The organism is Methanoregula boonei 6A8, from assembly GCF_000017625.1.
GTDB lineage: Archaea > Halobacteriota > Methanomicrobia > Methanomicrobiales > Methanospirillaceae > Methanoregula > Methanoregula boonei.
This window is the reverse complement of sequence record NC_009712.1, coordinates 1,806,061-1,831,751: the sequence shown is the minus strand read 5'-3', so window position 1 is coordinate 1,831,751 and position 25,691 is coordinate 1,806,061. Positions and strand designations below refer to the sequence as shown.

Below are 25,691 nucleotides of genomic sequence, written 5' to 3'. Positions count from 1 at the left end.
GTGGGGAAATTTGAGAGAGTTAAAACAAAACTCAACGACATAACAATAATCCGGCCCACCGTCTTCAAAGATGATCGCGGTTTTTTCCTTGAGACCTATAACCGGGAAGAATTTGCAGAAGTGGGTATCACTGATGAATTTGTTCAGGATAATGTATCGCACTCGGCAAAAGGAGTTGTACGGGGTCTCCATTACCAGTCAAAAAATGCGCAGGGTAAACTGGTACGGGTGTTGAGGGGAAAAATCTTCGATGTTGTGGTCGATATCCGCAATGGCTCTCCAACCTATGGGCATCATCTCGGTATCGAGCTTGATGCACAGGATGCCGGGATGTTATTTGTCCCGGTTGGTTTTGCCCATGGATTCATGGCCTTAAAAGACGCTACCGAAGTCATGTACAAGGTGACAGATTTTTATTCCCCGCAGTATGATGCAGGTATTCGCTGGGATGATCCCGATCTCCGGATTCCCTGGCCGATGAAGGCACAGGAAATCAGCAGGCCGGTTGTCTCTCCAAAAGATGCAGTGCTTCCTTTCCTCAGGGACATTATATCACCGTTTAACTATGCCGGGTAAGAGATCATGAGAGTCCTTATAACGGGTGTTAATGGCCAGCTTGGGCAGGATATCCGGAAAGTCTGCGAACAAAATTCCATCGACCATATCGCAACCGGCTCAAAAGAACTTAATATCTCCAATGTGTCCGAAGTACAGCACTTTGTGAAAAAGAATCCCGTGGATGTTATTATCAATTGTGCGGCTTATAATGCGGTCGACCTCGCAGAAACCGAATGGAAAAAAGCGTATAGGGTAAACGGGCTGGGGGTGCGAAACCTTGCAACAGCCGCAAATTCTCTGGGTGCAGTATTTGTTCATTTTTCAACCGATTACGTCTTTGACGGGAAATCCCGTCTCCCGTATACCATTGCTGACCTCCCAAGGCCGATAAGCAGGTATGGAATGAGTAAACTTCTTGGGGAGACGATGACCCGGGATATTGCTGATACATTTATCCTTATCAGGACCAGCTGGGTATTTGGAAAAGGAAACGATAATTTCCCCAAAAAAATTATGGGCTGGAGTAAAAACAAGACGGAACTTAAGGTTGTTGACGATCAGGTTGCATCACCGACCTATACCGCGGATCTCGCCAAAGCGACACTGGATTTGATCCTGAAAAATGCAAGGGGAATGTACCATATCACAAATTCCGGCTACTGTTCCCGGTATGAGTGGGCAGAGTTCCTCCTGGCAAAGGTTGGTTGGAAAGGAAATCTTGTCCGGGGTTCATCAGATGAATTCATGAGTGCAGCACAAAGGCCGGCATACTCTGTTCTCGATAACTTTGGAACACCGGAGTGTCTTGGGTATTCCCTTCCTGACTGGAAGGATGCAACAGAGCGGTTCTTACAAGATCTTGAGGCAGTATCATGAAAATCCTTGTGACCGGCGCGGCCGGGTTTATCGGGAGCAATTTTGTTTATTATTATCTTTCCCGCTATCCGGAGAGAACGATAATCGGTCTTGATAATCTTTCGTATGCGGGAAATCTGGAAAACCTTTCTTTGTTATCCCCTGATCAAAAGGCGAGATTCGTCTTTGAGAAGGCCGATATTACCGACACCGTTCAGATAAAAAAGATCCTTTCAAAATACCCTGTTGACGGTATCATAAATTTCGCTGCTGAGACCCATGTGGACAGGTCAATTCATGACCCGCAGGTGTTCCTGAAAACAAACATCCTTGGCACTCATGTTCTCCTGGATGCAGCAAAAACTATCTGGCACACAAAAGAAGGCGGCTGGGAAGACGGGAAAAAATTCCTGCAGGTGTCCACGGATGAAGTGTACGGGACACTTGGGCCATCGGGGTACTTTACCGAAACAACGCCCCTGGACCCTCACAGTCCCTATTCCGCGAGTAAAGCCTCTGCCGACCTCGTGGTAAAAGCGTATCACGACACCTATGGAATGCCGGTGAATATTACCCGGTGTTCCAATAATTACGGGCCCTGGCAGTTCCCCGAGAAATTAATCCCTCTCCTGATACAGAACGCCCTTTTGCACCGGGAAATTCCCGTTTATGGCGATGGAAAACAGATCCGTGACTGGCTCTATGTCGGAGATCACTGCCGGGCAATTGATCTGGTATACGAGTCCGGTAAGACCGGGGAGACCTATAATATCGGGGGCAATAACGAACGGGAAAATATTGTCATTATAAAAAAGATTCTTGTCCTGTTACAGGATATGACCGGAGACCCGCACATTAATGATAACTTGATTTCTTATGTGAAAGATCGGCTGGGACATGACCGGAGATACGCGATTGACGCTTCGAAAATCAAAAGGGATCTTCACTGGGAGCATAAGGTTCCCTTCGATGAGGGGATCGAGCGAACGGTCCGGTGGTATCTTGATCACCGGGAATGGATGGCCAATGTCATCTCCGGGGAATACACGAAATTTTATGAGAAAAATTATGAGGATCGTTAACTAGGCAAAAGTAACGAACCCGGTTCAACCCTCATCAACTCTGACCGGCGGATGAATATTCGCCTCCCTATCATTTACAGAGGGAAAATTCACCATTACACTCGTTTTCCCACTCCGATATTTTTAATGTACCCGCAGGTCAACCGGAATACACGCATCCATGACGAAATTCCAAGGAATCTCAATACAGCTCAAACGCCATCGCTCCTCTCCCGATAGGCTCAGGGAACCCGTATCCTTTCCAGCGTATCGTAAGGAATTTATGGCGCTCATAGCGATCTCCTTCAAATCCCTGCATGGTGTGACGACAATCTGGAGAACAGGGCCGGATGGGGCGTGCTGTTGATGGAATCCCCTCTTGTCTGTATTATCATCCTGAACTGGAATGGCTGTCAGGATACTCTTGCCTGTCTGCGTTCTCTTAAAAATATCACCTATTCTGACTATCGCATCATTCTTATCGATAATAACTCCTCAGATAATTCCCTCAACGAATTTGCCTTGCATCTTGACCCCGGTATTACCTTTTTCCCCCTCAGGGAGAATCTCGGGTTTGCGAAGGGATGCAACTTTGGCATGAAGTACGCACTGGACTCATTAAATCCGCAGTACATCCTGCTCCTGAATAATGATACCGAGGTAGAACCTGATTTCCTGGATAAAATGGTTAAAGCAGCGCAAACATCTGGAGCAGGTATGGTTCAGGCGTTGATGCTCAAACAATGGGATCATACGATTATCGATAGTACCGGCCATATCCTTGTGTGGGGGCAGGTAGAGGACCGGGGCAACAGGGAAATTAATTCCGGCCAATATACTGACAATCGAAATCTTATCGGAGTGTCCGGAGCAGCTGCATTATATCGGTCTGAGATGATCCGGCAGATGGGGATGTTCGATGAATCATTTGATTCCGGATTCGAGGATAGCGAGTATTCGTGGCGGGCATACAAGACTGGATGGAAAACGGCGTATTCTCCCGCCGCCATCATTTACCATAAAAGGAGTATCTCGGTTATTAAAAGATCTGACGTGGATCCACTTTTTTTTCAATCTACCTGGCGCAATTATGTCCGTCCCTGTAAAATGCATGGGACAAGTGTGCAGAAGATCCAGTTAACAATAAACATTTTATGCAGTATCGTGAAGAGCGGGGTTGGTAAATGGATGGGAAGGAATAACGTGGGCGCCCATCCCTATATCATTGCCCTCAGGGAAATGCTGAAACGCGATATTAGGCAGAAATAAATGCATAACTTTTTACGGGCAAATATTACGTAGCCTGAAATATTTTTTCTATTGTACTCTCCTTTTCAAAAACCTGCATGCAATTCGCATCCAGAACGGGAAATTCTTATTTTCTGAATACATCTCCAGCCTCAGTTTTTTGAGGACTTCCTTGCCCCGGGAACTTTGGGTATTCTGGTTTGGGTGAACACGCCAGAACGCCCCCATGGAATGAATTGCCCGCCCTTTTAATTTATGAAGGAAAAGTCCCTCGTAGATGATGTGATCGCAATAGGTCCCGTACTGATTATACCAGGTAAGATATTTGTGATATGATGATGCCCGGATCATGACTGCGTTGGTATTCATTGGACCGCGTAACCCCAGGATAAGGTAGCAGATATTGGGGAATTTCAGAAAAAGATTATCAAAAATCCAGAACCATCGTGGAGAATATTTTAGGGGCAGGGGAACCCATGAAGTATATGTTTCGACCGCATCCGTTGTTGTGTCGCCAATAAGACTGATGTTGTTGTAACACCAGTCCAGATTCTTTTTTTCCATTTCGGCGACCTGAATGGATATGTGATTGGAATTAACAAACGCATCATCCCCGGTCAACCGGCAAAGATACGTCCCCTTCGCATGTGCATATCCAATACTGCAGGTTTTACACTCTCCAAGATTGTTTTCATTTTTTAAAACAGTTATACCTGAATATTGAATGATATGCTGTACGCTTTCGTCAGTGCTTGCATCGTCTATTATGATTATCTCTGTATTCGGGTAGTCTTGTTTTTGTGCCGATCTAATACATTCATCGATATAGGGTTCGGCATTGTAAACCGGGATGATAATTGAGACGAGCGGATTGGTTTCCATTATTCAGCGGCTCCTTAATTTTTTCGTGTCATATCTTACATCGAAAATATCGTATTCATGTTTTTGTGCAGGTTAATTGTACGCTATATTAGCATCTGCGAAATAATCTGGTTTTCGCCTGACATCGAATTTATCTGTGCGATGTGGCCTGGGCAGGATTTCCCGAAAGATCAGTCCGTGCGAATCCTGCACCGACAATGCATTCCCTTATAATGACCACCATGATTTTCAGGGTTTATCTGCCTTAAATTCATAAAGATCTGCGGGAAATGATTCAATTAACTGTCTGTACACCTCGTTCAATTCGCGTCCGATTGCTTCCCAGCTGAATTGTTGTGCGTATTGAGAGATCCGTTCACGGTCCCATGCTCTTCCCAGGGCCGCGGTAAGGACCTGTGCCAGGGCTTGCGGATTTGCAGGTTCACATACGTACCCGTAATCGTCCGACTGAATTATTTCCGGGATCCCCCCGGCATCCGTCCCGATAAACGGGGTCCCGCATCCGAGGCATTCAAACATGACGGTCGGATTTCCTTCCTTGAGGCTTGGCAGGACAAAGAGATCTGCACTGTTCATCCAGCGGACAACCTGTTTGTCCGGGACAAACCCGAGAAGAAAAATATTTTTTTGCAGCCCCTTTTTCCGAATCTTTTCTGTAAGGTTCTTCTTTTCCGGGCCTTCACCCCCGATATAACAGAGGGTCGAAGGATCTTTTTTTATCACCTGTTCCATGGCATCGATAAGATAGGAAAAACCCTTGCGCTCGATCAGGGGAGCGAGACTGAAAACAATCTTATTCTCCGCCGGAATACAAAGGACGCGCCGTGACTCCTGCTTGTCCATCGGATGAAATTCCGGCCCAAAGCCATTGGGAATCGAGATAATCCGGGTATTGTAGCGGAGGAGGAGTGGGACGTCTTTCTTATTTACTCTGATTAACCTGTCGCATTCTCTCCATGCCCTGACGAGGAGTGGCTGCTCCATACGGATCTCTTCCTCAAGCCACCCTGAATCCTCATGGATTGTTGTAACAACTGGGACATGGAACTCTTCCCTGATCTGCGCGGCAATTGCTGCGGAGGGCCAGGTGAAATGGGCATGGATAAGATCAAACTGCGTGTTTTCTTTCCGGATAATCTGTCTCACTGCAGAATACCGGAAATCAAATGACATTTTTTGTTTATTGCTTACAAACGGAAGCGGAAGGCTGCGGGGAAGAAAGAAACAGCGCGGGTAAAAGACCCGGACATTCCCGTATGTGTAATTTTTGCAGTACCGGTCATTGGGCAGCAGCCGGAAACTGAACAGGACCGGGCAGATGACAATAATTTGTCTGAAAATTTTTTTTAGTGGTTCAATCTGGTTTTTCACAAAAATTGAACCAATATAGTGGTGATCCCTATCAGGAAAATCCGGCGTGATAACAAGAAGTGTTTTATCCTTGAGATCGGCAAAAAGTCGATCTGGTATTGTAGTCAATAAATTTTCATCCATTTTGCGTTACCTTAGTCGAAATAAAGGCATTTACTTTTTTTTAGGAGATCCGGGATCCCACTTTCACTCACTCTAATTCCAATGTGCCGGTACCTGGTGTTTACATAATCTCGCAGCCGTCCACCCCGATTACCTGCCCGCTGACATACCCGGCGAGATCCGATCCAAGAAATACGATTACCTTAGCCACATCATCAGGTGTCCCGATTCGGCCGAGTGCAATATTTTTAAGGATATCCTCTTTTACCTGAGATCTGGTATCTGCAGTCAGGTCCGTATCGATAAATCCCGGTGCAACGGCATTGACCGTGATATTGAACGCCCCCAGCTCTTTAGCAGCGCATTTGGTAAACCCGATTACAAAAGATTTGCTGGAGGCATATGCTGACTGGCCCCTGTTCCCATAAACCCCGACGACAGAAGCAAGGTTGATAATCGTTCCGGCCTTTTGTCGTACCATTATTTTTGCCGCATGCTGGGTGCACAGGAACGTTCCCTTGCAGTTTACGTCCATCACGTCCTGGTATTCCTGGATTTTTGTCATCATCAGGAGATTGTTCTTCATGATGCCCGCATTGTTTACCAGGATATCAAGGCGCCCGTACTGTTCCCGGATCTGCCGGAACATCTCTTTGACCTCCTCTTCACAGGTCACATCGGCACGGATTGCCATGGCAGAATGACCAAGAGCAGTTATTTCACTGACCAGGGATTCTGCCTGATCTGCGTGTTTCTGATAATTCACAATAACCTGCGCGTGGTTTTTTGCAGCAAGAAAGGCTGTGGCCCGTCCTATTCCCCGGCTTGCGCCGGTAACAAGTATCACTTTACCGTTAAGCATAAGGATCACCTCATCACGCATCTCTCAGTACAACCCATCTGACCAGCCGGTTCAGGGTCATAATCCCGTCCCATGGCAGGATAAAATCATGCATTGTCCCGGGGATTACAATGCGGTCTGCACCGCGTGCAGTGACCTGCTGCGCAAATACCTTTCTCTTCTCCGGGTCAGAAATTCCGATAGCGATTGCCTGGATCTTGTGATTCACCTGGGGGATGACATCGTCCAATGCTTTCACCTCTTTTATAAAGATGCATTTTCCCTGGACAGGTTCTTCAAGGCCGGGCCTCCCGCCAATGAGAATTGTCCAGCCCAGATCGGCAGGGGCTACGCAGTTTTTATCCTCTGCAAGGCGGTAGATCGCCCGTTCATTGATAATTTTTGCTGAAAGGCTGACAGGTATATTCTGGAGACGCAATGCAGGTGGCAGGCGCTCGAAAGCTTCTGCAAGCAGTGCCGCAATCGTTTCCATAGAGAACCTGCTTTTCTCCAGGAACAGGACATGGGGCGAAGAACAGGCCATCTGGTTAAAGACAGCGATGTCACGGGCGAAAAGGTCAAGGGATTTTTTGAAGCCCTCCGATTCTGTGTATTCCCGGTCAAATGCCGCAAAGGAGTATTTCGGCCCAAAGACAATGGTCTCGCAGTGGTCCCGACAGGGCAGGCGGGTAATAGCGTGGATTGCTTCACTCCCCCCAAAGACGATGCGGCAATCGGCAGAACGGGAAAATTTTTCGCTAATGTCTGCGGATCTCCCTTCAAAGACCACAATAGCGATCGCTTTAAGAAGGGTTTCGCCGGTGCATTTTGTGTTTTCCACCTCTACTATGATACCCTGCAATTCGCGGAGGAGCGAGAGGATCAGCGGCACATATTCTTTTGGAATTTTTGCCATGCTGCCGTTTTTGGAGAGGAACGCCTGGACAATGGAGAAGAATCCCAGTGTCGGCATATTTGCTGCGATCCAGTGGCAGACAATCCCCCGGGGTTGTGCCATCATCCGGGAATGGGAACCGGCCTGCTGGCAGAACCGATCCGCGAACCGGTTGTCAGTATAGTTGACCTGGCAGATACGGTCGAGATTTTCACGGCGCAACCAGAGCGAGATGTAACTGACACCGGGCACGGAATTTACCTCAGGATTTTTCAGGATCTTTTTTCCCAGCGCATCAAGGATTCTTATGATACCTTCGAGTGGCATCGCGGCAAGATTAATCCTCCCGGAATTGACGCTACCCGCTATATCTTCGAAATCCTGACAAGTACAAGTTTCGAACTTCCCGTTTACCAGGTAACAGGTGATCATATCAGCCAGACTCCCGGAAAGTATCCCCGCATCCGCGTATCTCGGCTTTTTCCACCCGTGAGACAAAACGGAAATATCTTCCCTTTCTTCCACACGGACAGTCATCCACGCCAACAAGCATGCCAAGATCCTCGGTCAGCACAGCCTGATCGTAGTAACTGTCGGCAAGGATACTCATTACCTCGATAAGACCGGGCTTCCCGGGAGCGCAAGGTTCCAGTGTGAACGGATCCCGGATAATGACCTGAGAGAATGCCGGCACGTGTTTGTTACCACATTTACAATCAACAAATATTATGCCGGTCTGTTCAGCCATCCCATAAAAATCGAGGATGTTTTCCACTCCGGTGCCAAAGACCCCGGCGATTGTCCCGGAAAAAGTCTCTTTAGAGACTGCGAGATCTTTCATTTTTTTCCATCCGCCCCCATGGAACAGCGTGATCCTGTCAAAAGAGAACCGGATCCCCTCTTTTTTGAGCTGTTCGTAAAAGACCGTCCAGATAATGTACGTGAATCCGAACGCGTACATCTCTTCATGCGAATAATTCTCCATAATATCCCGGATGACCGGCAGGTTCAGGGAAAGGTGCCCATCTTCTTCCTTAAGCAGGTAAAATGTTTTTTTCGCATAGATGCTCAGGCCCCGGACCCCGGCGGTGCGTGCGGAAAAAGCCATCTCCGGTTTATTGATCCCTTCATGATCGATAACGAGGAAGATCTTCCTGTTTTTTCCGAGATAATCGGAGAGAATTGCCTTGAGGGCCTTTATCTGGTTTAAGGTGGTTAATTTATCCAGCGGAATTCTGCTGGGAGTACCGCCGGTAGTCCCGCTGGACTGGAGGATTTTTGCGACGGCATTTTCCGGGCAGGTCCTGAGATCGAAGTGCTTGAACATCTGGACCGGGATAAACGGTACATCTTCCGGTTGCAGAAGGGTATCGATATCAATCTGCAGCTTTGAAAAATAATGTTCTATATGCCGGTTATTGCCACGGGCACCTTTCAGCTGTTCCCGAATAATAGGCATGAGTCGTTTATTTTTCTCCCGGTCGTCAAGGCTGTACGGGTCAAGTGTGAGGAGGACCTCTCTCTCGTTAGTCTCCTGTGCCCCGGCCCGGGCGGTCGTCGTCATTTCTCATGCACCCCTTTCTCCTTCAGCCCAGAACGCAGGGATGCAGCAATGACCTGCCTGTCCACTTTATTGGAAGCATTGAGCGGGAACTCCTTTACGAAGTATAGTGATCGTGGGACCTTATATGATGGCAGATGCTGCCTGCATTGCGTGAGGATCTCTTCCCTGAGTGACGCTTCCGGGATATCCCCCGGCTGGACCACGGCCACAACGGCCTCTCCCATAATCTCGTCCGGCAGGCCCAGCACCACACAACCGGCGACGTTATCAAGGGAGCAGATAAACTCCTCTATCTCGTTTGGAGAGATACGGTACCCGCCGGATTTAATGATGTTCTTTGCCCGACCGACAATAAAAATATACCCGTCTTCATCCACTGTTGCAATATCCCCGGTAAAGAGCCTGTGGTCTTTTATAACGCTCTGTGTCTCTTCAGGATCCCCATAATACCCCTTCATGATATTGTCGCCGCGTGCAATGATCTCACCGGCTTCTCCGGGTTTTACCGGATCTCCTTTCTCGTTGAGCACTTCGAGAGTAACCCCGGGGATGCCCTTTCCGACAGAGCCAAGTTTTGTAAGCACCAGTGCCGGTGGGAGGTACGACATCCGTGCCGTGGCTTCCGTTGCCCCGTACATCACGAAGAATTGTTTCTCCGGGAATGCCTCTGCGATCTGCCGGATGTACTTGTTTGGCAGCTGCCCGCCGGCCTGTTGCATATACCGGAGGGACGGGAGTTCTTCCCTGAGAAAGGGGGTTTTTGTTACCAGAATCTGGTAGGTACTGGGAACACCGGCAAAACCGGTGCAGGAGAAGGTCTTGATATCCCGGAGAGCGCCTCCGAGAAAAATGTTGTTGGAAAGGACTATGCTCCCCCCGGCCCTGAGATGCGTGTGCAACAGGGATGCCCCGTAACAGTAAAAGAACGGTAGAGTGGCGCAGATCCGGTCGTCCGGGGTGAGGCCCAGATACTCCACGATTGATCCGGTGTTGGCACGCAGGTTCCGGTGCGTCAGCATGACCCCTTTCTTTGCGCCAGTACTTCCGGAAGTAAAGATAACAACGGCAACATCATCATCATTGACCGCAGAACTTTCGTACTTTTTTACCGAAGTGAGAACCGGGAGGATATCCTCTGTAATGGCAGTAACGTGGTCCGGGATCTTTGCCAGGTATTTTTTCTGGACCAATACCGCCCCGATATGGCATTCATGAAAGAGGGAGACCAGTTGTTTGTCCGCAATCTGTGTCTCAACAAGCAGGGCCGTATTCCCGCTCTTTATAATGGCAAGATAAGCGATGACAAAAAAAGGGATGTTTTCAGAGAGTAATAGGCATTCTTTCCCCGTGCCTAAAATGCCCGCGAGGTAACCTGCAAGACCGTCAACCTGTGAGATAAGATCCCGGTAGGTAAGGGTGCCTCCGCGGGACAGGATGCACTCCTTTTGGGGGTCCGGAACATGTTCAAAGAGGTAATCGACGAAATTCATAACCGGCTACGTGAGATACTTGTGGAGAATTTCCTTGATCTTCCCGTAATTTTCCATCGCGATGATATCATCCATATCGATCTCAATTTCAAATTTTTCTTCGAACATGGCCACCAGCTGGAGATGTTTGAGGGAATCCCATTGCGCGCAGGAGTTATACGCGAGCGTATCTGTTACCTCATCTGCCGGGATTCCAAGGACTTCACAAAAAATATTTTTTATCGCATTCTCATTAAAGGATGCCATGTCAGACCTCTCGAATAATAATACAAAACGCCAGCGCCATACCTGAACTGTGCGACAAACTAAGTTTTATACACAATTTTTCGCAGTGTTCGGTATTAATCCTGACGCAGGGAACGCCCCGCTCATTGTTGAGTATTTCGATATCGGGATAGAAAATACGGGGGATGTTCAGGCTGGAGATCGCTTTTATTATGGCTTCTTTGCCTGCGAACCGTGCAGCAAGATGCGGTGCCGGTGCATCTTTTGACAGGCAGTACTCCCTCTCCTCTCGTGTGAAATTCTTTTCGAGAAATGCTGCAACTGCCCGGTCACGAAAATTTTCGAACCGGCGGATCTCTTCTATGTCTGTGCCTATGCCAATGTCCTGCATGAGATTCTCCAGTATCTGACCGGTGGCTCCCTGCAACCGGTAAAGATAGTTATCGATTCCGGCCCCCATGAATTGCATAATCTGCATGCATCCATGCGAAATGGTTACCGTATCACTTTTTTGAATCGCTGCCGGTCAATTACATACTTGTCTTTTACCAGCATATTATCTCCGACATCACGGGATACATGGGAGCCAAGGGTGATGTATGCCTGGTTCCCGATCAGGATCTGTTCGGCAAGCGTGGAATTTGGTCCGATCCAACTGTCGTTCCCTATAACAACACAGTCGCCAATATTTGCACACGCAACGACAAGGCATCTCTCCCCAATCCTCACCCCGGGGCCGATGTGTACCAGGTTGTCCACCTTGGTCTGCCGGCCAATTACGGTGTATCCTTTGAAGACCGCCCGGTCAATGATCGTATTTGCGTGGATGTCAACGTCACGGTGGATATGGACACCCCCGGAGGGATGCATATCAATACAATCCTGTTTTCCCTTCAGCGTGCAGGTATTTCCAACCACACTCCCGGAACGGATAATAACTCCATCGTCAATAATGGTCTGTTCATGGATCACGACATTTTTTCCGATCTCCACGTTCCTCCCGATACGGACACCGCGGGAAGCAATGGTTGCACTCGGATGTATGGTTGAGGATGAATGAATCGTATTCTCCAACCGTTCAAAGGCGCCTCCTGTCTGCCGGGACAATGACGCATGGATTTCATAGAATATTTCCTTTGGATTGTCTGCAGAGATAAGACCGGGATATCCGGGAACTTTTGGGACGAGCGTATCCGTGGTGATTACGCAGGATACAGAAGGATTGTGCTGGATCTTGTCAATATCCTGTTCCCGCAGGGCAAACACCAGTTGCTGGGGATAATGCGTAAAAACGGACCCAAGTGATTCAAATCCGCCGTTACGAACTAGGGTGCAATCGTCTGACTGGTAATCTGCGAGCTCCATCACAACCCCACATTTCACATGATTTCCCAAATGTCAGGCCATTCCATCGTGATCGGCGCCTCTCATCTCATCACCGCTTATCTTTTTTATGGAACGGGTTACGATGGTACAATCAGGTACACGTACCTCATCTTCGAGGGCTATTGCATCAGCCAGTGAAGAGTCCCTGCCAATCCGCACCCGGCTCCCGATATCCGCATAACCCCCTACCATCGTACCCTGTGCAAGCGTTGTACCCTGCCCGATCTTAACACCGTGTCCAATATGCGTACAGGTATGAATATATGATGAATCACCAATCTCGGTATAGGTACCCAGAGAGCTTTTGTCTATGCAGACGGATCGGCCAATTCTCACATTATCGTGAATAATCACACCTCCTGTATGGACGATTGGCACGAGTTCTCCGGCAATTCTGCGGAATTCAAAACCCTCCGAACCAATCACGGCTCCCTCTTCTATAGTGACGTTGTTGCCAATTATGGTATTTTTTTCTATTATCACGTTTTTCCCGATCGTGCACAAATTTCCCATCACTACATTTTTTCTTTCGATGATCGCAGTCGGATGAATACTATTTCCTGTCCCGCAGGAACCGTTAAGCCCATGCTGGAAAAAAGAAGTCCGGCTGACCAGAAAATTATACGATTTCAGGGAATACTTAAAAAAAAACTGCATGATCTTCGAATGCGCAATCCTGGAATTGGCAATCTGCGGACTTTTAATCTTTTTAAATATTTTTTCTGTGATCATGCTATGCGCACCGTTATGCACCGTTTGTCCATCTTTATGTCAATATATCCACAAGCTGGGGAATACTCCGCGTCTATCGATACAATTTGATCCGGCGGGATATGTACTCGCGCTTGTAGGGCGTGTGTATCTTGTTCCGGGAGAATTCCATCAGCAGTAATAATAATTTCATTCTGGAACTGTAACGCCGTAAAGTAGATCTCCCTCCGTTTCCTGAACCACTTCGCCACTTCCCCCGCTGTCGTCACCCACGCCCCGTCCACCTTCGCCTGCCTGACCATGTCCGCGTAAAACCCGGACCAGCCCTTGGGCGGCATAAGATTCTCGTAGTGCCAGAGTACCGTTACTGCTCCTCCATAAGTACGTGCGTACGCAAAGATGCGGTCGCACCACGCACGTGCCGTTGGTTCATCGAGATGCAGGCACGGTGTTTTTTCCCAACCGTTCTCTGTAGGTGCCCAGCAGAATTTCCCAAAGAGCCCGAGATCCTGGATATGGAGCGGGAGTTCCAGCAGATTTTTTACATCGCGCGGCCGATATGCCTGCAGGGTGCCGGCACGGAACCCGGCATCGTCGTTGTACCCGAAGGTCGTATCGTATACATATCCCGCAGCATCGAGAAATTTCCAGCTGTTTGTATCAAAGAGGAGCCAGTGCGTCCGGTTGCCAGGATGTGCCGTCACCGGCTCTAGAAATACTCTCTCCTGTTCGCCGGAACCAGCATCAGCCCAGTTGTCAAGGCCGTGGACGCCGGTCTCCCATCCGCCGTTTTCCAGGTCACGCAGCACTTCTGATTTCTGGGTTACATTATAACTGATGGCCCGGTACGGGTGTGCCCTGATGCCTGGCTTCCCCGGTTTTGGGACAAAAAAGAAGGTAGAGTGGACCCCAAGAGAGTCCTCAAACTCTTTCCAGCGGGAAAAGAGCACCCATGGATCGGAACAAAATCCGCAGCGCGCAAGGAGGAGATGTAATCCCGCTGACCAGCTCCCCTGCGTAAAGCACTGGTATGCTGCATATCCCACGGTAGTCCACCGGCACTCCCGGACTGAGGTGAGATCCACATCGTGGGTCAGCGCGACCATGTAGGGATGTCCCCACGGGGTGGGCGGGATCTCCACAAGCAGAGTATGTTTTTTGAGTTCCTGCCGGAGAGCATCGAGCAGGATATCGCACGTTGGTTCGTGCAGGTGTTCCGCGCCGGTGTTGAGCAGCCCGGCCACTTTGCTGAAGACATCGTTGCCGGTAAGATCAACAAGACTGCCGGTCCATTCCGGCACATCAGCTTTGCGGGAAATGACAATATCGTACTGCCGGCCGGGCGCGTACCATTCCCAGGGTACTTTGAGAAGCTGGAAGGTTTCTTCAACGGCATACTTGTCCGGGTAGCAGACACCAATGCTCATGGCACTCCTAGATCACGCCCATTTCAGATAACCGGGCCGGCAGGTACTTTTTTGTTACAAAGTCCAGCCCCCGGGCCGCAAACGCCTGCTGTTCTGACTTCAGCCCCAGTTCGAGCTGCAAATTGATCTGCTTCTTCCAGTAATCTGTTGCAAACCGGGGATCGGTCAGCTCGGCATTCAGGGCCTCGACATCTTTGTCAGATAGTTTGTCTGATGGCAGATTGTAATCCCGGATATCGCTGGGCTGCAACCCGAGGAACTGCGCTTTCGGCGTAGCCAGCAGTTCGGACATATGGGCGCTTTTGATAGCCCCGTACGCAACCGACGCATAGATCCGGTACGACCATGGGTCGCCATCGGTAAAGACAAGGATCGGCAGGTTCCAGGTCTGGCTTATCCGGTTAAGCAGCCTGCGTGTTGACCGGGCCGGCTGGCCCTTAAGATGGAGGAGGATCGCGTTGTGCTCCTCGTCAAACCCGTTCTCGATCAGCCGGTCGTACATACCACCTGTTTCCATGGCGATGACGAATTTCGCATCGTGATCCACCAGTTCGAGGTTTTCAACATTGTTCGGGATGGAATACCCGGCCGATCCTACGTCATCCTGGCAGTGGATCATTTTTAAGCCCCGCCGGGTCGGCTCCCGGATCCGCATCGGGCCGTAGATGCTTGCACCATTTTCCTCGGGGCGGAGGTGGAAACCTTCGCGCGGCACATCGGAGATGATCTCGAGGTCTTCTACAAGGAAGTTGCTCTCGTCCTGCGCGCCAAACTTCGCCCGCTTCCAGCCTTCAGAGATGTAATACATTTCTCTCAATGTTGAGGAGCGGTTCTCGATGAGCTGCTGCTTGACAAAACCGATCACATAGGCCATTTTCAGAAGGTGTGTCGCGCTCTTTGCGGTTGCCGCGGTCCGGAGGCTCTCCTTGTCCCCGTACTTCCAGACCTCACTTGCATCGTCGTACTCGATGTTGTATTTTGTACGGGTGGGAAGCGAGATGGATGGGATATCCCCGGCCTTCATCTGGTCGTACCAGGCCGACGCGATCGTCATGAGTGCCTTCATCGACCGCGCATCGAGTTCCTCTTTAGACATCGAGATCCACCACCATCTTCTTGTTGTCCTCTATCCCGCGGATGTCAAGCATGCCGCCGCCTTTGCCGGTGTACGTAACGCGCCACACGGTCTGTTTGGGGATTGCCATCTTCCAGACTTTCGTGAACTGTCCGTCCATCTCGGTCGAGAATGCGGGCGGCATATCGGCATCGGCAGCATTATCCGCGGAAATATCGTAGACCGAGATCTCGACATCGCTTGCGGTATAGTTGTTCGCTTCGATCGTAACCTTCCCGTCCCGGGTCCATTTCTTTGCAATCAGCTTGCGCATCAGCCGGCCCTCGATCGGGGTCGTGTCGACCACCGGCTTTTCCACGATCTCGCTCACTTTTGCCGCGATCTCGGGGATAACTGCACAGACGGCCCGGGCCCGGTCCTCGGCAAGCTTGTTACGGTCCCTGCGCGAGAGGAATGTCTTAAGCTCACGGCCAAGATCCTGGAGCGCGAGCACGATCTCCTTTTCGATCTCCGGGATGTCTGCAATTGCGTCCTTACTCTCGCTTGTGAAGGGCACGTTCGTGGACGCGACATGGACGAGGATCAACACCGGCCCAAGGGGGAGGCCCTGCTGGGAGATGTTGTACGATTTCCAGTTGACGTTTGCAATGCATTCAGTGATTGCGCAGGCACCCTGCTGGTACATGAGCGGGACCCGGTTTGCAAAGCGCAGGATCGTTGCATTGCCTTCGGCTTCGAGCCGGCCGCCGTATCCGATCGCTGCCTCGACCACAAACGGGTGGCCGGAGTAGACCGAACTGGGCCGCGTCCGTGCCGCGACAAAGTCCATCTGGAATTCCTTGTCAAGCCCGCGCCGGATTAAGTCTTCACCAATGGGTGACAGGCACTGGCTGGTTGGAGGGGCAGGCACGGCCACCGCCTGCATGGCGGCAAGCAGGTTTTTGAGTTCGTCAGCAGAGAGGCCGGCCACTTTTGCGGTAACTTTGAGGCCGGCGCGGTCGCACATCTCCTGCGCGGTCTTCTTACCCACCCGGGAAAAGCCGTTTACGAGAAAGTCGATCAGTTTCTCGTCACTTGCGGCGGCCATCCGTTTGAGCTGCCCGAACTCGATCCCGTGCGGGTGGGGCTGGATCGCCACCGGGCACGCGATCACCTCCTGGCTCACCCGCTCGAACGTGAACGCCTCATCGTCCAGCTCCACCCGGAACCGGGCATGGGGGTTAACGATCGAAGTGTACCTGAGGTATTCGAGCAGCTTCTTCTTGGCCGACATCGTACTCTTGAACTCGATCTGGACCCGGGTGCCGTGGATCCGGTCCCATTCAAAAGGCTGCTCGGAGATCACATCGGGTTCGTTGGTCTCAATTTTTATCTGGATCCCGAATTTGTGCGCCTGTTCTTTTACCCCGGTGCGTGAGATGACAACCGTTGGCAGGCCGCTTGTCAGCTGCGCATAGAGTACCGCCGCCGAGATCCCAATCCCCTGCTGGCCCCGGGTCTGCCGGATCTGGTGGAACCGGGAGCCGTACAGGAGCTTCCCGAACACGAACGGGACCTGCGCCGGGACAATGCCGGGGCCGTTGTCCTCCACAATGATCCGGAAAATCTCCGGGCCTGTTTTTTTGATGCTGATGTAGATATCGGGCAGCACCTGCGCTTCCTCGCAGGCGTCTAGGGCGTTATCCACTGCCTCTTTAATAGTGGTGATCACGCCCCGGGTAGGGGAGTCAAAGCCCAGCAGGTGCTTGTTCTTCTCGAAAAATTCCGCTACGCTGATGCTGCGCTGCTGCTTTGCAAGCTCCTCAGCGAGCACCATGCGCTTTCACCTCGGCAATCGCCGCGGCCGGGTCAAGTGTTTTCTGCTCGCCCGAATGAAGATTTTTGAGCGTGACCTGGCCGGCATCCGCCTCGCGTTTGCCAATCACGACCGCAAAGTCAGCAGTCTTTGACGCATGGGCAAGCTGTGCCCCAAGCCCGCGTCCCATAAGGTCCATCTCCGCCCGGATCCCGGCGGCCCGGAATTCGCGGGCCACCGAGAGCGCGAAGCTGCGGCCCTCATCCGTGCAGACAATCCCGGCAATGGTATCTTTTGCAGCAAACACCTCTCCAAGGGAGACCATCACCCGGTCAAAGCCGATAGCAAACCCGCAGGAAGCAACATCGTCCCCTCCGAACAGGTGTGCGAGCCGGTATGCCCCGCCGCCCAGGATCTGGTTCTCGGCACCGAGGTTCTCTGCAAACCCCTCAAAGACCATGCCGGTGTAGTAGTCCAGCCCCCGGGCAATCCCGAAGTTAAGCGAATATCTGACACCGGAAGCATCGAGGATGCCCATCGTTTGCTCCACGCGCTCCTTTTCTGGAATAGTCCCGGCGATCTCAAAAGCCTCCGCGAGCGTGCGGCACTCCACGAGCGCTGTAAGAGAGTCGTTCAAGCCGGATTTTCTCATCCCTGCCAGCGTTTCTGCAAGCCCTTCGAAATCTTTCTTGTCGAGATGCGCCATCACCCGGCGCTGGGCTGCCGGGTCAAGGTCGGCGAGAAGATTTTTCATAAACGCGAGATGGCCTACCTTAAGTTCCCATGTGACGCCGGTTGCGTTGAGGGCCTCTGCAGCAAGCATGATCACTTCCGCATCGGCAAGCGCGGTGTCGGCCCCGATCAGTTCGGCCCCAAACTGCCAGAACTGGCGGTACCTCCCTTTCTGCGGGCGCTCGTACCGGAAGCAGTCCGCAAAGTAGCACCAGCGCAGCGGTTTTGGCGCTACCTTTGCCTCATTGATGTACATCCGGATCACAGCAGCGGTGATCTCCGGGCGCAGGGCAAGCTTGCGGCCACCCTTGTCCTCAAAGACATACATCTCCTGCATGATCCCCTCGCCCGACCGGAGCGTGAAAAGTTCGAGTTCCTCGAATTCGGGGGTGCAGACCTCCCGGTACCCGAAGCGGCGCACTGCCTCACGCATCTTTGCCTCTATACTGCGCCGTGCTTCCATCTCATCGGGAAGGAAATCCCGTGTGCCTCGTGGTTTCTGGATCATGCCTCTAAAATCCCTGATAGTTTGTTCTCATGCCGCAGCCTTATTTTTTGTCCGGGGCCCGGCGCGGTGCGCTGCCCAGGAGACGCACAAGCGTGCTCTCGTCTCCCTTCCAGATTTTCTCTTTTCCTATCCTGCCCTGCAGGTACAGCGCTGCAAGGATGATGCCCAGGCCCAGGAGCTCAAAAGTGTTTCCCGCAATCGCGCACAGGACACCGAAGGTTCCAAGGGCCCCATAGAGCACACCGTGGTACGCTGCTTTCCGGTACCCGGGAAGGCCGGTCCTGAAGAAGATCCGCGCATCGCGCAGCCAGAGCAGGATCACCACTGCGCCGCCAAAATAAGCCACATAGAGCAGGTACGACATGGCAATGAACTAACTTATAATACGCCTCTCCATATCTGTATTATCACATCATGCATGCAAATCCCGTCCTCTCATCGGTTCTTGAACGCTACAAAAACGGCGAGATCCCGCTCGAAGCAGCAGCAGAGGAGATCGAGGGGCTACGGATGGAGCGGATTGGGGACTTTGCCTGCCTTGACCTTGGCCGGGCGGTCCGGTGCGGGATGCCCGAGGTAGTGCTTGCGGAAGGAAAAGACGAAGCGCACCTGGCAGAGATCGCGGCCTGTCACGCACAGGCTGCCGGCCGCTGCGTTGTGACAAGGGTAAACGCTGCGCAGGTTGCGGCAGTGCAGGCACGGTGTGCCGGCACCGGCATTTCCGTTGAGCACCGGGAGGCGGCACGGGTGCTTGTGCTTTCAACCGGGACTGCACCGGAACCAACCGGTGGCGTGGTTGCGATCATCACTGCCGGTACCTCGGACATCCGGGTCGCAGAGGAGGCAAAGGTGATCGCAGAAGAGATGGGTTGCACCGTGAGAACCGCGTACGATGTCGGGGCGGCCGGCATCCACCGGCTCTTCCCGGCCTTAAAGCCCCTGCTGGATGCCGATGCATTCATTGTCTGTGCAGGAAGGGAGGGAACGCTGCCGGCAGTTGTAGCCGGGCTCGTGGACAAACCGGTGCTTGGTGTTCCTGTCAGTACCGGGTACGGCTACATGGGCCAGGGACGTGCGGCACTTGCAAGCATGCTCCAGTCCTGCTCGGTTATTGCCGTAGTAAATATCGATGCCGGGTTCACGGCAGGTGCCTTTGCGGCCCGGATCGCAAACGGGGGAGGAAAACAATGAAGCGGGGATTTTACGTGGGCAGGTTCCAGCCGTACCACAACGGTCACCAGGCCGTGCTCTCCGAGCTTGCCCGTACCTGCGATGAGATTATCCTTGGCGTGGGGAGCGCGCAGCTCTCCCATACGCTTGAGAATCCATTCACCGCGGGAGAGCGTGTGCTCATGATCACCCGGGCACTGACCGATCTCAGGTGCCCGTACTATGTGATCCCGATTGAGGATGTGCAGCGGAATGCGCTCTGGGCTGCACATGTCAGATCGATGACACCGCCGTTTGATACCTGCTATTCCTCAAACCCGCTTGTGGTCAGGCTCTTTTTCGAGGCAGGGGTCGATGTGCAGTCCCCCGCGATGTACGAACGCGACCGGCACAGCGGTACGGAGATCCGGCGCAGGATGCTTGCAGGTGAGCCCTGGGAAAACCTGGTACCTCCTGCAGTAGTAACCGTAGTCCGCGAGATCGACGGCGTGGAAAGACTGCGCGAGATCGCCCGCGCTGATTGAAGCAACCACGAACCATTTCTCTTTGTACAGACAAAAGTACCAGAAACTTTCATGTACCGACTGGAGGATTCCATGCTGAAATTTCTCAAATCGCTTCTTTTGCCGTCAACCGGGAATACAATCACCCTTGCGGAACACGATGTACCTGCATGGCTTGATGAACGGGAGAAGGCGGCAAGGGAGGTGCTCAGAGCAGAAGTGGCAGAGCCGGTACAGGCTATCCAGACTGCAAAAGCCCAGCTTCAGCTGACGGTAAATAATCTCCAGGGTGCCGACCAGGATCCTGAAGCCCATCCGCGGATAAAAAGCATAGCGAAGAATTCACTGCCCCTTTTTCTCAAGGCAATGAACACTTCGCTGGCGCGTGAGCTGCCTGAGGATCCGGAGGAATTCTATGCAGCAGCTGTCGAGTGCGTCAAGGGTGCCTTAAACGCAGCACGAGGTCAGGGCCGGTACCTGAACGTGGCATTCCCGGATGAGATGAAGGACATCAGGGCAGGCATTGATGCGATAGGCCGGGAGATCAATACCATGACCAAAGCCATTGGCCGTTTCAAGGAAGAGTCTGCCCGGATTGCTGCTGCACGGGCGGCAGCCGGCTCTCTTTCTGCTGCACGCAACGATCGGGTGCATTCGCTTGCAAAGGAAAAGCGGCTCAAAGAACGTCTTTGTGAGATCACAGAGCGTCTCTCCTCCATCGAAACGGAAACTGCCCGTCTCAACAATGATCCCGCGTACCTGGCGCTCGAAAATGACCGGGCCCGTTGTGCGGAACTGGCAGCAGAGCGCGACAATCTCCTGCGCCACTATGCCGCGCTGACCATGACCGCCTCGCATGTTTTCCGGAAGGCAGAGAAGATCGCGGCAAAAAAGAAACTTTCAAAGGAGGTGCATATCCTCAAGAGTGCAATGGAGATCCTCTCCCACCACGATGTGGCAACTGCCCGGGAAGTCACTGGTGCGCTTGAGGCTGCATGCCCGGTGGTACAGAAGATGGTTGATGACGGGGAGATTATTCTGAAAAACCGCGATGAGCGCACGGTCTTCTCCGATACTGCCGCATTTTCCCGTGAGGTGGGTGATCTCTGCACCCGGCACTGCGCAGTTACAGGGCAGTTTAAAGAAGAGGAAGACCTTCTCGCGTCCCACCCGATCCCTTCACGGCTGCGATCGCTTGTTCGGGAAAAAGAGCAGCTGGATCACATGCAGGCCCGCGAAGAACAGGAGCACCACGATCTTTTGTCTGCGCAAAAGGAGCGTGAAGAAACAATTCCCCACCTGTACGAAGAACTGGCAAAAAAACTGGGGGAGATGAAAGGGGAGACCGTGCAACTGGTGGAGGATGAACCGGTGTGAGGGTAATGCACCGGTACATGGCCGAGAGCAGGTCGTTTTTCCGTTTTATGTGAACAAGTCCTCTGCATCCTCGAATATCGATTCGAGGCTGTCCTGGGTAATGTCGTTTTTGATACTCCAGCTGCTTGTGTCTGCACCCTGCAGCCGCAAAAGAAGCGCCCGTTCGCTTGGGGAATTCCCGCCGGGTTCCCTCATGTGCGGTCCTCTTCTTTGGCAAAATCCGCAAGTTCGCTCTGGCCGGCCGGGAAGGCATCCGACCAGCCATAGCACTCATGGAGCATCTGTGCAATCACATCGCTGAAGGTCATGTTGCCGCGCTTGAGCGCGAGCAAAGCCTCATACACCTCGGGATCAATCCGGATCGACCGTCCCTCGCCTGCACGAGGCATAATTACCACTCTGTGGTAACACTATATAAATATATCCTAAAAATCGCGACCGGGTTTTTAAACAACCGCTAAAATCTCATTAAATTGGGGATTTTTTATACACCCGGAACGGGCATGCGGTCCCGCCCGGCCTGCACATTATGAAAACGACGTACCGCATCTGCCCGGGCACTTGAGCCGGATATACGTAAACGAGGTTGAGTCAAGGTAACCGAATTCCGGCTCGTCCCCATGGCACCCGCCAATCCTGAAAAGTGTTGGCATATCAAGGAGGATGCGGGCCGATTCCATCGCACAGCCGTAAAGAAGAGGCTCTTTTTCCGGGACATAACGGATCCGGTGTTCGTTAATCCCGCTGGTGGTCTTGCGGCAGCAGATATGGGTATGCTGGTGGCCGCAGACCAGGAACGAGAGCCCGCGCCGTTCGAGCGCCTCAAAAGCCATCTGTGCAGTGTAGTGGTATCCGGTAAAGGAGTCACCTGCCGTGCGCGAGAGCCGCTGCCAGCACTTGAGCCGGAGCGTCTGGGTACCAAGATCCAGCGGCCCGCCATGGACAAAGAGCATGCCCCGGTCCACCCACTCCATGGGCATACCGGAAAAGATCTCAAGGAGCGGGGAACCGCGCAACTTCTCGTGACGGCGGGTACTTATCTCATCGCTTCCTGAGACCGGGACACCGTTGAGGTACGCATGATCGTGATTGCCAAGCACAGAGATGAGCCGGTACTCTTTTGAGAGATCCCGGATAAGTTCGAGCGTGGGCTCAGGGCAGTTTCCCCGGTGCAGGAGATCTCCCAGGTTTACCAGGGTATCGACCGGGCCAAAGCGCCGGGCAAACGCGTTGTCCCTGAGGAGATCTGAAATCATGCCCAGCGCATCTGCGTCGGCATGTACATCGGAGAAGACAACCGTGCCCATAGATCCGTGGATGGATATTGATCGTTTATCCTCATATATACCCGTGATATCCCGGGTTCGATCAATAAATTGCGCGCTTATTAACGGATACGGTTATGTCTGATTTCCGCACATGGTACATGGTTAAGGAAGAGGGTAGTACTCATCCTGCCCGTGAGGCAGGGGTACGCGCCCAAAAAAGAGAAAGGACACGATCCCCATGGAGAAGTTTCTCGACGCGTATCTGGAACGGATGATGCCAGTGTTTGAACGGTTCCCGGAAAAAACGGGCCATGGCATAGCCTCAGTTTTCCTCGCATACCGGTTTGGCCTGTACCCAAAAGCAGTCAGGGAATGTGCTGCCGTGCTCCCGCAGGTGCCGGAGGGCAGCGGCAGTGCCGCACTGAAAAAAGCGATCGCGATAACCGGTGCCTATGCCCAGGCTTTTGCGGATTCGCAGGTAAAGCCGGATCAGCCGCTCTCGTTTGCACCGGAGGAGCGATCTTTTCTTGCGGTCAACCTGCCCCGGGAAAGCGTTGAGGACCCTGAGACCCTGGAACTGGACAATGCCCTTATTCTTGTTTATGCTGCAGCCATGATATCATCCCCGGATGATGAGGACGCACTGGAAGAGCACCGGAAATTCGTTGTCATCATGCTTGAGGCATACAAAACTGCGCTCGGGCTTGCATAACGTTCCTTTTAGGGTTTCTCACGACATATCCTATTTTTCGCAGATCGCCATTTGCGGATTCTTTGGTATCACTGTTCGATAATATCCTCAAAGGATTTTCATGGAGCCCGGGGCTGCCTGAAAATCATCCGGATCGGGCACAGCATATCCGGCTTTTCTTAAGCCGGGAAATGAGCTAATAACAAAAAAAGGTTACAGGCTGTCAAGGCTGACAGCGTTAAAGTCCTGTGCCACATCCTTGATGTCCTTGACACCGAATGCAGTCTGGACGCTTGCAAGCTCGAGTTCGTTTGCCGCGTCACAGACATAGTCCAGCAGATCGACCGAGAGCTCCTTTTTGATCTTGCTCTTTTTGAGCTGGTCGAGCAGGGTCGCCATCTTTTCGGGGGACTCCATGCGGAGCTTTGCAAGGCTCATAACACACATGTAGATGCGTGTCAGGTTTCTGTCCGTGCCGGTGATGGTGTCAAAGAAGTTCCGGATCACCTGTGCCTGGTAGATTTCTCCTCCCATGGATTCACCTCCTTCCTGCTGTTAGGATATTTCCCCTATACTCTGCGTCATGTTATAAAGATTGTGGTAAACCGAGCAAAATCCTGCCTTAAATCGCGAAAAAAAGGGCAAATCTGCCGCAGGAGCGGCGCGGTTGTCAGACAATCGTATGACAAGCGTCACACAACGCGGCCCGGCGCCGCCTACTTCGCGGCACTTACGATCTTGATAATATCCCCATCCTTGAGGATATGGGTCTCCTTGATCCGCATCTTGGTGCGGGCATCGATTGCGTACAAAAATCCCTTGCCGATATCAGTGTGAACCTGGAACGCGAGATCGTGCGGAGTCGATCCACGCTTCATTAAAAATGCATCCGGCAGCACGTCGCCCTGCTTGTTGCAGAGCTTGTTCTCGTCTTCGACCGGGTATACGACAATCCGGTCGAGAAGTTCAAAAACCGCCCGGTTAATCGCGTCCTGAACACCCGTCCCATTGTTCTTCTTCATGACCTCGGCGATCTTCACAAGGCCCGCTTTCTGCGGGGCGGAGAGCGTGATGCCATCAGCAACAGAGAACTGCTTGTCGCCCGGCAGATATTTGATCACTTTTGCAGCCGCGGCATTCCGGAGCGCAAGTTCGGATGCTGCGCTTGCAAACGCGACTTTCTCAGCGGCAAGTTTTTCTTTCAGTGGTTCGGGCGTCTCATCGATCTTGTTTCCTACCACAAGCATCGGCTTTGAGATCTTTACCATCTCCGCGCTGAACTGCACAAGTTCCTCCATCTGCGCGTGGACAAGGTCGAGTTTGAGCTTGAGTTCCACCTCACGCACTTCATCGGCCGTGATCCCAAGGCCCGTAAAGACCTCGGCAATGCCCTGGTGGATAGAGAATGTCTTGACCGAGGCCTGCCGTGAGAGACGGGACCAGTGCTTGTCGAGGATCCCATAAACCCACATGGTCATCTCATAGGTAAGGAACTTCACGTCTTCGGATGGGTCGTGGTTGCCGGCGCCCACAGGGTTCCCCTCGCTGTCGGTTCCGCCGCTTGCATCGATCACGTGCAGGATCGCATCGGCCTGCCGGAGGTTGTCAAGGAACTGGTTACCCAAACCTTTACCCTTGTGCGCATCGGGAACGAGCCCGGCAACATCGATCAGGTTGACCGCCACGAAGCGCACACCGTCAATGCAATGGCCGCATGTGAGGTCGAGACCCTTACAGGGGCAGGTCGTCCGTACATAGGCGACGCCGAAGTTGGGATTGATGGTCGTGAACGGGTAATTGGCGATCTCAGCGTTCGCCATGGTGGCCGCCTTAAAAAAGGTGGACTTTCCGCAGTTTGGTTTGCCTGCAAGCGCAAGAGTGATCATACTTACTCCTCATAATTTCCCGGTGAAGGGAAGAGATATCTGTGGGGGATAAAACGGCACAGGTGTGCAG

General features: G+C 52.2%; 28 protein-coding genes. 8 read left to right on the top strand and 20 right to left on the bottom strand.

What is annotated here, in order from left to right; all coding sequences use genetic code 11:
- The 4 genes from rfbC to MBOO_RS09100 all read left to right on the top strand — a co-directional run bounded on the left by rfbC (position 1) and on the right by MBOO_RS09100 (position 3,743).
- Positions 1-576, top strand: coding sequence for a dTDP-4-dehydrorhamnose 3,5-epimerase (gene rfbC / locus MBOO_RS09115; RefSeq protein ID WP_012107316.1), 576 nt, complete (start codon positions 1-3; stop codon positions 574-576).
- Between the two features lie 6 nt (positions 577-582).
- A complete protein-coding gene (gene rfbD / locus MBOO_RS09110; protein WP_012107315.1) occupies positions 583-1,434 on the top strand; it encodes a dTDP-4-dehydrorhamnose reductase in 852 nt (283 codons plus the stop codon).
- Positions 1,431-2,495: a dTDP-glucose 4,6-dehydratase gene (rfbB, locus tag MBOO_RS09105; RefSeq protein ID WP_012107314.1), complete on the top strand. Its 1,065-nt coding sequence runs from the start codon at positions 1,431-1,433 to the stop codon at positions 2,493-2,495. The genes rfbD and rfbB overlap by 4 nt, the downstream gene beginning before the upstream one ends.
- Positions 2,496-2,840: 345 nt before the next feature.
- Entirely contained in the window at positions 2,841-3,743 is a 903-nt protein-coding gene (locus MBOO_RS09100; protein ID WP_012107313.1) for a glycosyltransferase family 2 protein, read from the top strand.
- A 48-nt stretch (positions 3,744-3,791) separates the two neighbouring features.
- Here MBOO_RS09100 and MBOO_RS13165 read toward each other — a convergent pair whose 3' ends face one another.
- The 15 genes from MBOO_RS13165 to MBOO_RS09025 all read right to left on the bottom strand — a co-directional run bounded on the left by MBOO_RS13165 (position 3,792) and on the right by MBOO_RS09025 (position 19,090).
- A complete protein-coding gene (locus MBOO_RS13165) occupies positions 3,792-4,604 on the bottom strand; it encodes a glycosyltransferase family 2 protein (protein ID WP_012107312.1) in 813 nt (270 codons plus the stop codon).
- A 228-nt stretch (positions 4,605-4,832) separates the two neighbouring features.
- Positions 4,833-6,098 carry a glycosyltransferase gene (locus MBOO_RS09090; protein ID WP_012107311.1) on the bottom strand — a complete coding sequence of 422 codons (1,266 nt, stop codon included), beginning with the start codon at positions 6,096-6,098 and terminating at the stop codon, positions 4,833-4,835.
- A gap of 100 nt (positions 6,099-6,198) precedes the next feature.
- A complete protein-coding gene (locus MBOO_RS09085; RefSeq protein WP_048068706.1) occupies positions 6,199-6,939 on the bottom strand; it encodes a 3-oxoacyl-ACP reductase family protein in 741 nt (246 codons plus the stop codon).
- Between the two features lie 13 nt (positions 6,940-6,952).
- Positions 6,953-8,245: an acyl-CoA reductase gene (locus MBOO_RS09080; protein ID WP_012107309.1), complete on the bottom strand. Its 1,293-nt coding sequence runs from the start codon at positions 8,243-8,245 to the stop codon at positions 6,953-6,955.
- A 1-nt stretch (position 8,246) separates the two neighbouring features.
- Positions 8,247-9,377 carry a LuxE/PaaK family acyltransferase gene (locus MBOO_RS09075; protein ID WP_012107308.1) on the bottom strand — a complete coding sequence of 377 codons (1,131 nt, stop codon included), beginning with the start codon at positions 9,375-9,377 and terminating at the stop codon, positions 8,247-8,249.
- On the bottom strand, positions 9,374-10,867 hold the full coding sequence (locus MBOO_RS09070; protein ID WP_012107307.1) for a class I adenylate-forming enzyme family protein: 1,494 nt from the start codon (positions 10,865-10,867) through the stop codon (positions 9,374-9,376). The genes MBOO_RS09075 and MBOO_RS09070 overlap by 4 nt, the downstream gene beginning before the upstream one ends.
- Before the next feature lie 6 nt (positions 10,868-10,873).
- Entirely contained in the window at positions 10,874-11,113 is a 240-nt protein-coding gene (locus MBOO_RS09065; RefSeq protein WP_012107306.1) for an acyl carrier protein, read from the bottom strand.
- Between the two features lies 1 nt (position 11,114).
- Positions 11,115-11,570: a holo-ACP synthase gene (acpS, locus tag MBOO_RS09060; RefSeq protein ID WP_012107305.1), complete on the bottom strand. Its 456-nt coding sequence runs from the start codon at positions 11,568-11,570 to the stop codon at positions 11,115-11,117.
- Positions 11,571-11,587: 17 nt separating this feature from the next.
- Positions 11,588-12,457 (bottom strand): UDP-3-O-(3-hydroxymyristoyl)glucosamine N-acyltransferase, encoded by an 870-nt coding sequence (locus MBOO_RS09055; RefSeq protein ID WP_012107304.1) that lies wholly within the window; start codon positions 12,455-12,457, stop codon positions 11,588-11,590.
- Between the two features lie 33 nt (positions 12,458-12,490).
- Positions 12,491-13,210, bottom strand: coding sequence for an LbetaH domain-containing protein (locus MBOO_RS09050; RefSeq protein ID WP_012107303.1), 720 nt, complete (start codon positions 13,208-13,210; stop codon positions 12,491-12,493).
- The gene (locus MBOO_RS09045) at positions 13,207-14,616 is read right to left on the bottom strand and encodes a polysaccharide deacetylase family protein (protein WP_012107302.1); all 1,410 of its coding nucleotides are present in this window, start codon (positions 14,614-14,616) and stop codon (positions 13,207-13,209) included. The genes MBOO_RS09050 and MBOO_RS09045 overlap by 4 nt, the downstream gene beginning before the upstream one ends.
- A 7-nt stretch (positions 14,617-14,623) precedes the next feature.
- On the bottom strand, positions 14,624-15,712 hold the full coding sequence (locus MBOO_RS09040) for a DNA topoisomerase IV subunit A (RefSeq protein ID WP_012107301.1): 1,089 nt from the start codon (positions 15,710-15,712) through the stop codon (positions 14,624-14,626).
- Positions 15,705-17,507: a DNA topoisomerase VI subunit B gene (locus tag MBOO_RS09035; protein ID WP_012107300.1), complete on the bottom strand. Its 1,803-nt coding sequence runs from the start codon at positions 17,505-17,507 to the stop codon at positions 15,705-15,707. The genes MBOO_RS09040 and MBOO_RS09035 overlap by 8 nt, the downstream gene beginning before the upstream one ends.
- Positions 17,494-18,726 (bottom strand): histidine--tRNA ligase, encoded by a 1,233-nt coding sequence (gene hisS / locus MBOO_RS09030; protein ID WP_012107299.1) that lies wholly within the window; start codon positions 18,724-18,726, stop codon positions 17,494-17,496. The genes MBOO_RS09035 and hisS overlap by 14 nt, the downstream gene beginning before the upstream one ends.
- Before the next feature lie 40 nt (positions 18,727-18,766).
- Positions 18,767-19,090, bottom strand: coding sequence for a hypothetical protein (locus tag MBOO_RS09025; protein WP_012107298.1), 324 nt, complete (start codon positions 19,088-19,090; stop codon positions 18,767-18,769).
- A 50-nt stretch (positions 19,091-19,140) separates the two neighbouring features.
- Between MBOO_RS09025 and larB the strand changes: the two genes are divergently transcribed.
- Genes larB through MBOO_RS09010 form a run of 3 tightly spaced genes read left to right on the top strand, consistent with a single transcriptional unit; the run spans position 19,141 to position 21,776 of the window.
- The gene (larB, locus tag MBOO_RS09020; protein WP_012107297.1) at positions 19,141-19,917 is read left to right on the top strand and encodes a nickel pincer cofactor biosynthesis protein LarB; all 777 of its coding nucleotides are present in this window, start codon (positions 19,141-19,143) and stop codon (positions 19,915-19,917) included.
- The gene (locus MBOO_RS09015) at positions 19,914-20,420 is read left to right on the top strand and encodes a nicotinamide-nucleotide adenylyltransferase (protein WP_012107296.1); all 507 of its coding nucleotides are present in this window, start codon (positions 19,914-19,916) and stop codon (positions 20,418-20,420) included. The genes larB and MBOO_RS09015 overlap by 4 nt, the downstream gene beginning before the upstream one ends.
- Before the next feature lie 51 nt (positions 20,421-20,471).
- The gene (locus MBOO_RS09010; protein WP_048068418.1) at positions 20,472-21,776 is read left to right on the top strand and encodes a hypothetical protein; all 1,305 of its coding nucleotides are present in this window, start codon (positions 20,472-20,474) and stop codon (positions 21,774-21,776) included.
- Positions 21,777-21,821: 45 nt separating this feature from the next.
- On the opposite strand, the gene MBOO_RS13970 is transcribed toward MBOO_RS09010, so the two are convergent.
- The 3 genes from MBOO_RS13970 to MBOO_RS09000 all read right to left on the bottom strand — a co-directional run bounded on the left by MBOO_RS13970 (position 21,822) and on the right by MBOO_RS09000 (position 23,083).
- On the bottom strand, positions 21,822-21,971 hold the full coding sequence (locus tag MBOO_RS13970) for a hypothetical protein (protein ID WP_157677652.1): 150 nt from the start codon (positions 21,969-21,971) through the stop codon (positions 21,822-21,824).
- Positions 21,968-22,165: an antitoxin VapB family protein gene (locus tag MBOO_RS09005; protein ID WP_012107294.1), complete on the bottom strand. Its 198-nt coding sequence runs from the start codon at positions 22,163-22,165 to the stop codon at positions 21,968-21,970. The genes MBOO_RS13970 and MBOO_RS09005 overlap by 4 nt, the downstream gene beginning before the upstream one ends.
- A gap of 138 nt (positions 22,166-22,303) precedes the next feature.
- Complete coding sequence (locus MBOO_RS09000) at positions 22,304-23,083, bottom strand: metallophosphoesterase family protein (protein WP_012107293.1); 780 nt, start codon at positions 23,081-23,083, stop codon at positions 22,304-22,306.
- 199 nt (positions 23,084-23,282) lie between these two features.
- Here MBOO_RS09000 and MBOO_RS08995 point away from each other — a divergent pair, with 199 nt between their 5' ends.
- On the top strand, positions 23,283-23,756 hold the full coding sequence (locus MBOO_RS08995) for a hypothetical protein (RefSeq protein ID WP_012107292.1): 474 nt from the start codon (positions 23,283-23,285) through the stop codon (positions 23,754-23,756).
- A 192-nt stretch (positions 23,757-23,948) separates the two neighbouring features.
- On the opposite strand, the gene MBOO_RS08990 is transcribed toward MBOO_RS08995, so the two are convergent.
- Entirely contained in the window at positions 23,949-24,269 is a 321-nt protein-coding gene (locus MBOO_RS08990; RefSeq protein WP_012107291.1) for a hypothetical protein, read from the bottom strand.
- A gap of 182 nt (positions 24,270-24,451) precedes the next feature.
- Positions 24,452-25,621 (bottom strand): redox-regulated ATPase YchF, encoded by a 1,170-nt coding sequence (locus MBOO_RS08985; protein WP_012107290.1) that lies wholly within the window; start codon positions 25,619-25,621, stop codon positions 24,452-24,454.
- Positions 25,622-25,691 lie beyond the last annotated feature (70 nt).

What these genes read in the sequence shown, in the direction of transcription:
- rfbD (WP_012107315.1), top strand. Translation starts at nt 583, where the DNA reads ATGAGAGTCCTTATAACGGGTGTTAATGGCCAGCTTGGGCAGGATATC.
- rfbB (WP_012107314.1), top strand. Translation starts at nt 1,431, where the DNA reads ATGAAAATCCTTGTGACCGGCGCGGCCGGGTTTATCGGGAGCAATTTT.
- MBOO_RS09100 (WP_012107313.1), top strand. Translation starts at nt 2,841, where the DNA reads ATGGAATCCCCTCTTGTCTGTATTATCATCCTGAACTGGAATGGCTGT.
- MBOO_RS13165 (WP_012107312.1), bottom strand. Translation starts at nt 4,604, where the DNA reads ATGGAAACCAATCCGCTCGTCTCAATTATCATCCCGGTTTACAATGCC.
- MBOO_RS09090 (WP_012107311.1), bottom strand. Translation starts at nt 6,098, where the DNA reads ATGGATGAAAATTTATTGACTACAATACCAGATCGACTTTTTGCCGAT.
- MBOO_RS09085 (WP_048068706.1), bottom strand. Translation starts at nt 6,939, where the DNA reads ATGCTTAACGGTAAAGTGATACTTGTTACCGGCGCAAGCCGGGGAATA.
- MBOO_RS09080 (WP_012107309.1), bottom strand. Translation starts at nt 8,245, where the DNA reads ATGATCACCTGTTACCTGGTAAACGGGAAGTTCGAAACTTGTACTTGT.
- MBOO_RS09075 (WP_012107308.1), bottom strand. Translation starts at nt 9,377, where the DNA reads ATGACGACGACCGCCCGGGCCGGGGCACAGGAGACTAACGAGAGAGAG.
- MBOO_RS09070 (WP_012107307.1), bottom strand. Translation starts at nt 10,867, where the DNA reads ATGAATTTCGTCGATTACCTCTTTGAACATGTTCCGGACCCCCAAAAG.
- MBOO_RS09065 (WP_012107306.1), bottom strand. Translation starts at nt 11,113, where the DNA reads ATGGCATCCTTTAATGAGAATGCGATAAAAAATATTTTTTGTGAAGTC.
- acpS (WP_012107305.1), bottom strand. Translation starts at nt 11,570, where the DNA reads ATGCAGATTATGCAATTCATGGGGGCCGGAATCGATAACTATCTTTAC.
- MBOO_RS09055 (WP_012107304.1), bottom strand. Translation starts at nt 12,457, where the DNA reads ATGGAGCTCGCAGATTACCAGTCAGACGATTGCACCCTAGTTCGTAAC.
- MBOO_RS09050 (WP_012107303.1), bottom strand. Translation starts at nt 13,210, where the DNA reads ATGATCACAGAAAAAATATTTAAAAAGATTAAAAGTCCGCAGATTGCC.
- MBOO_RS09045 (WP_012107302.1), bottom strand. Translation starts at nt 14,616, where the DNA reads ATGAGCATTGGTGTCTGCTACCCGGACAAGTATGCCGTTGAAGAAACC.
- MBOO_RS09040 (WP_012107301.1), bottom strand. Translation starts at nt 15,712, where the DNA reads ATGTCTAAAGAGGAACTCGATGCGCGGTCGATGAAGGCACTCATGACG.
- MBOO_RS09035 (WP_012107300.1), bottom strand. Translation starts at nt 17,507, where the DNA reads ATGGTGCTCGCTGAGGAGCTTGCAAAGCAGCAGCGCAGCATCAGCGTA.
- hisS (WP_012107299.1), bottom strand. Translation starts at nt 18,726, where the DNA reads ATGATCCAGAAACCACGAGGCACACGGGATTTCCTTCCCGATGAGATG.
- MBOO_RS09025 (WP_012107298.1), bottom strand. Translation starts at nt 19,090, where the DNA reads ATGTCGTACCTGCTCTATGTGGCTTATTTTGGCGGCGCAGTGGTGATC.
- larB (WP_012107297.1), top strand. Translation starts at nt 19,141, where the DNA reads ATGCATGCAAATCCCGTCCTCTCATCGGTTCTTGAACGCTACAAAAAC.
- MBOO_RS09015 (WP_012107296.1), top strand. Translation starts at nt 19,914, where the DNA reads ATGAAGCGGGGATTTTACGTGGGCAGGTTCCAGCCGTACCACAACGGT.
- MBOO_RS09010 (WP_048068418.1), top strand. Translation starts at nt 20,472, where the DNA reads ATGTACCGACTGGAGGATTCCATGCTGAAATTTCTCAAATCGCTTCTT.
- MBOO_RS13970 (WP_157677652.1), bottom strand. Translation starts at nt 21,971, where the DNA reads ATGAGGGAACCCGGCGGGAATTCCCCAAGCGAACGGGCGCTTCTTTTG.
- MBOO_RS09005 (WP_012107294.1), bottom strand. Translation starts at nt 22,165, where the DNA reads ATGCCTCGTGCAGGCGAGGGACGGTCGATCCGGATTGATCCCGAGGTG.
- MBOO_RS09000 (WP_012107293.1), bottom strand. Translation starts at nt 23,083, where the DNA reads ATGGGCACGGTTGTCTTCTCCGATGTACATGCCGACGCAGATGCGCTG.
- MBOO_RS08995 (WP_012107292.1), top strand. Translation starts at nt 23,283, where the DNA reads ATGGAGAAGTTTCTCGACGCGTATCTGGAACGGATGATGCCAGTGTTT.
- MBOO_RS08990 (WP_012107291.1), bottom strand. Translation starts at nt 24,269, where the DNA reads ATGGGAGGAGAAATCTACCAGGCACAGGTGATCCGGAACTTCTTTGAC.
- MBOO_RS08985 (WP_012107290.1), bottom strand. Translation starts at nt 25,621, where the DNA reads ATGATCACTCTTGCGCTTGCAGGCAAACCAAACTGCGGAAAGTCCACC.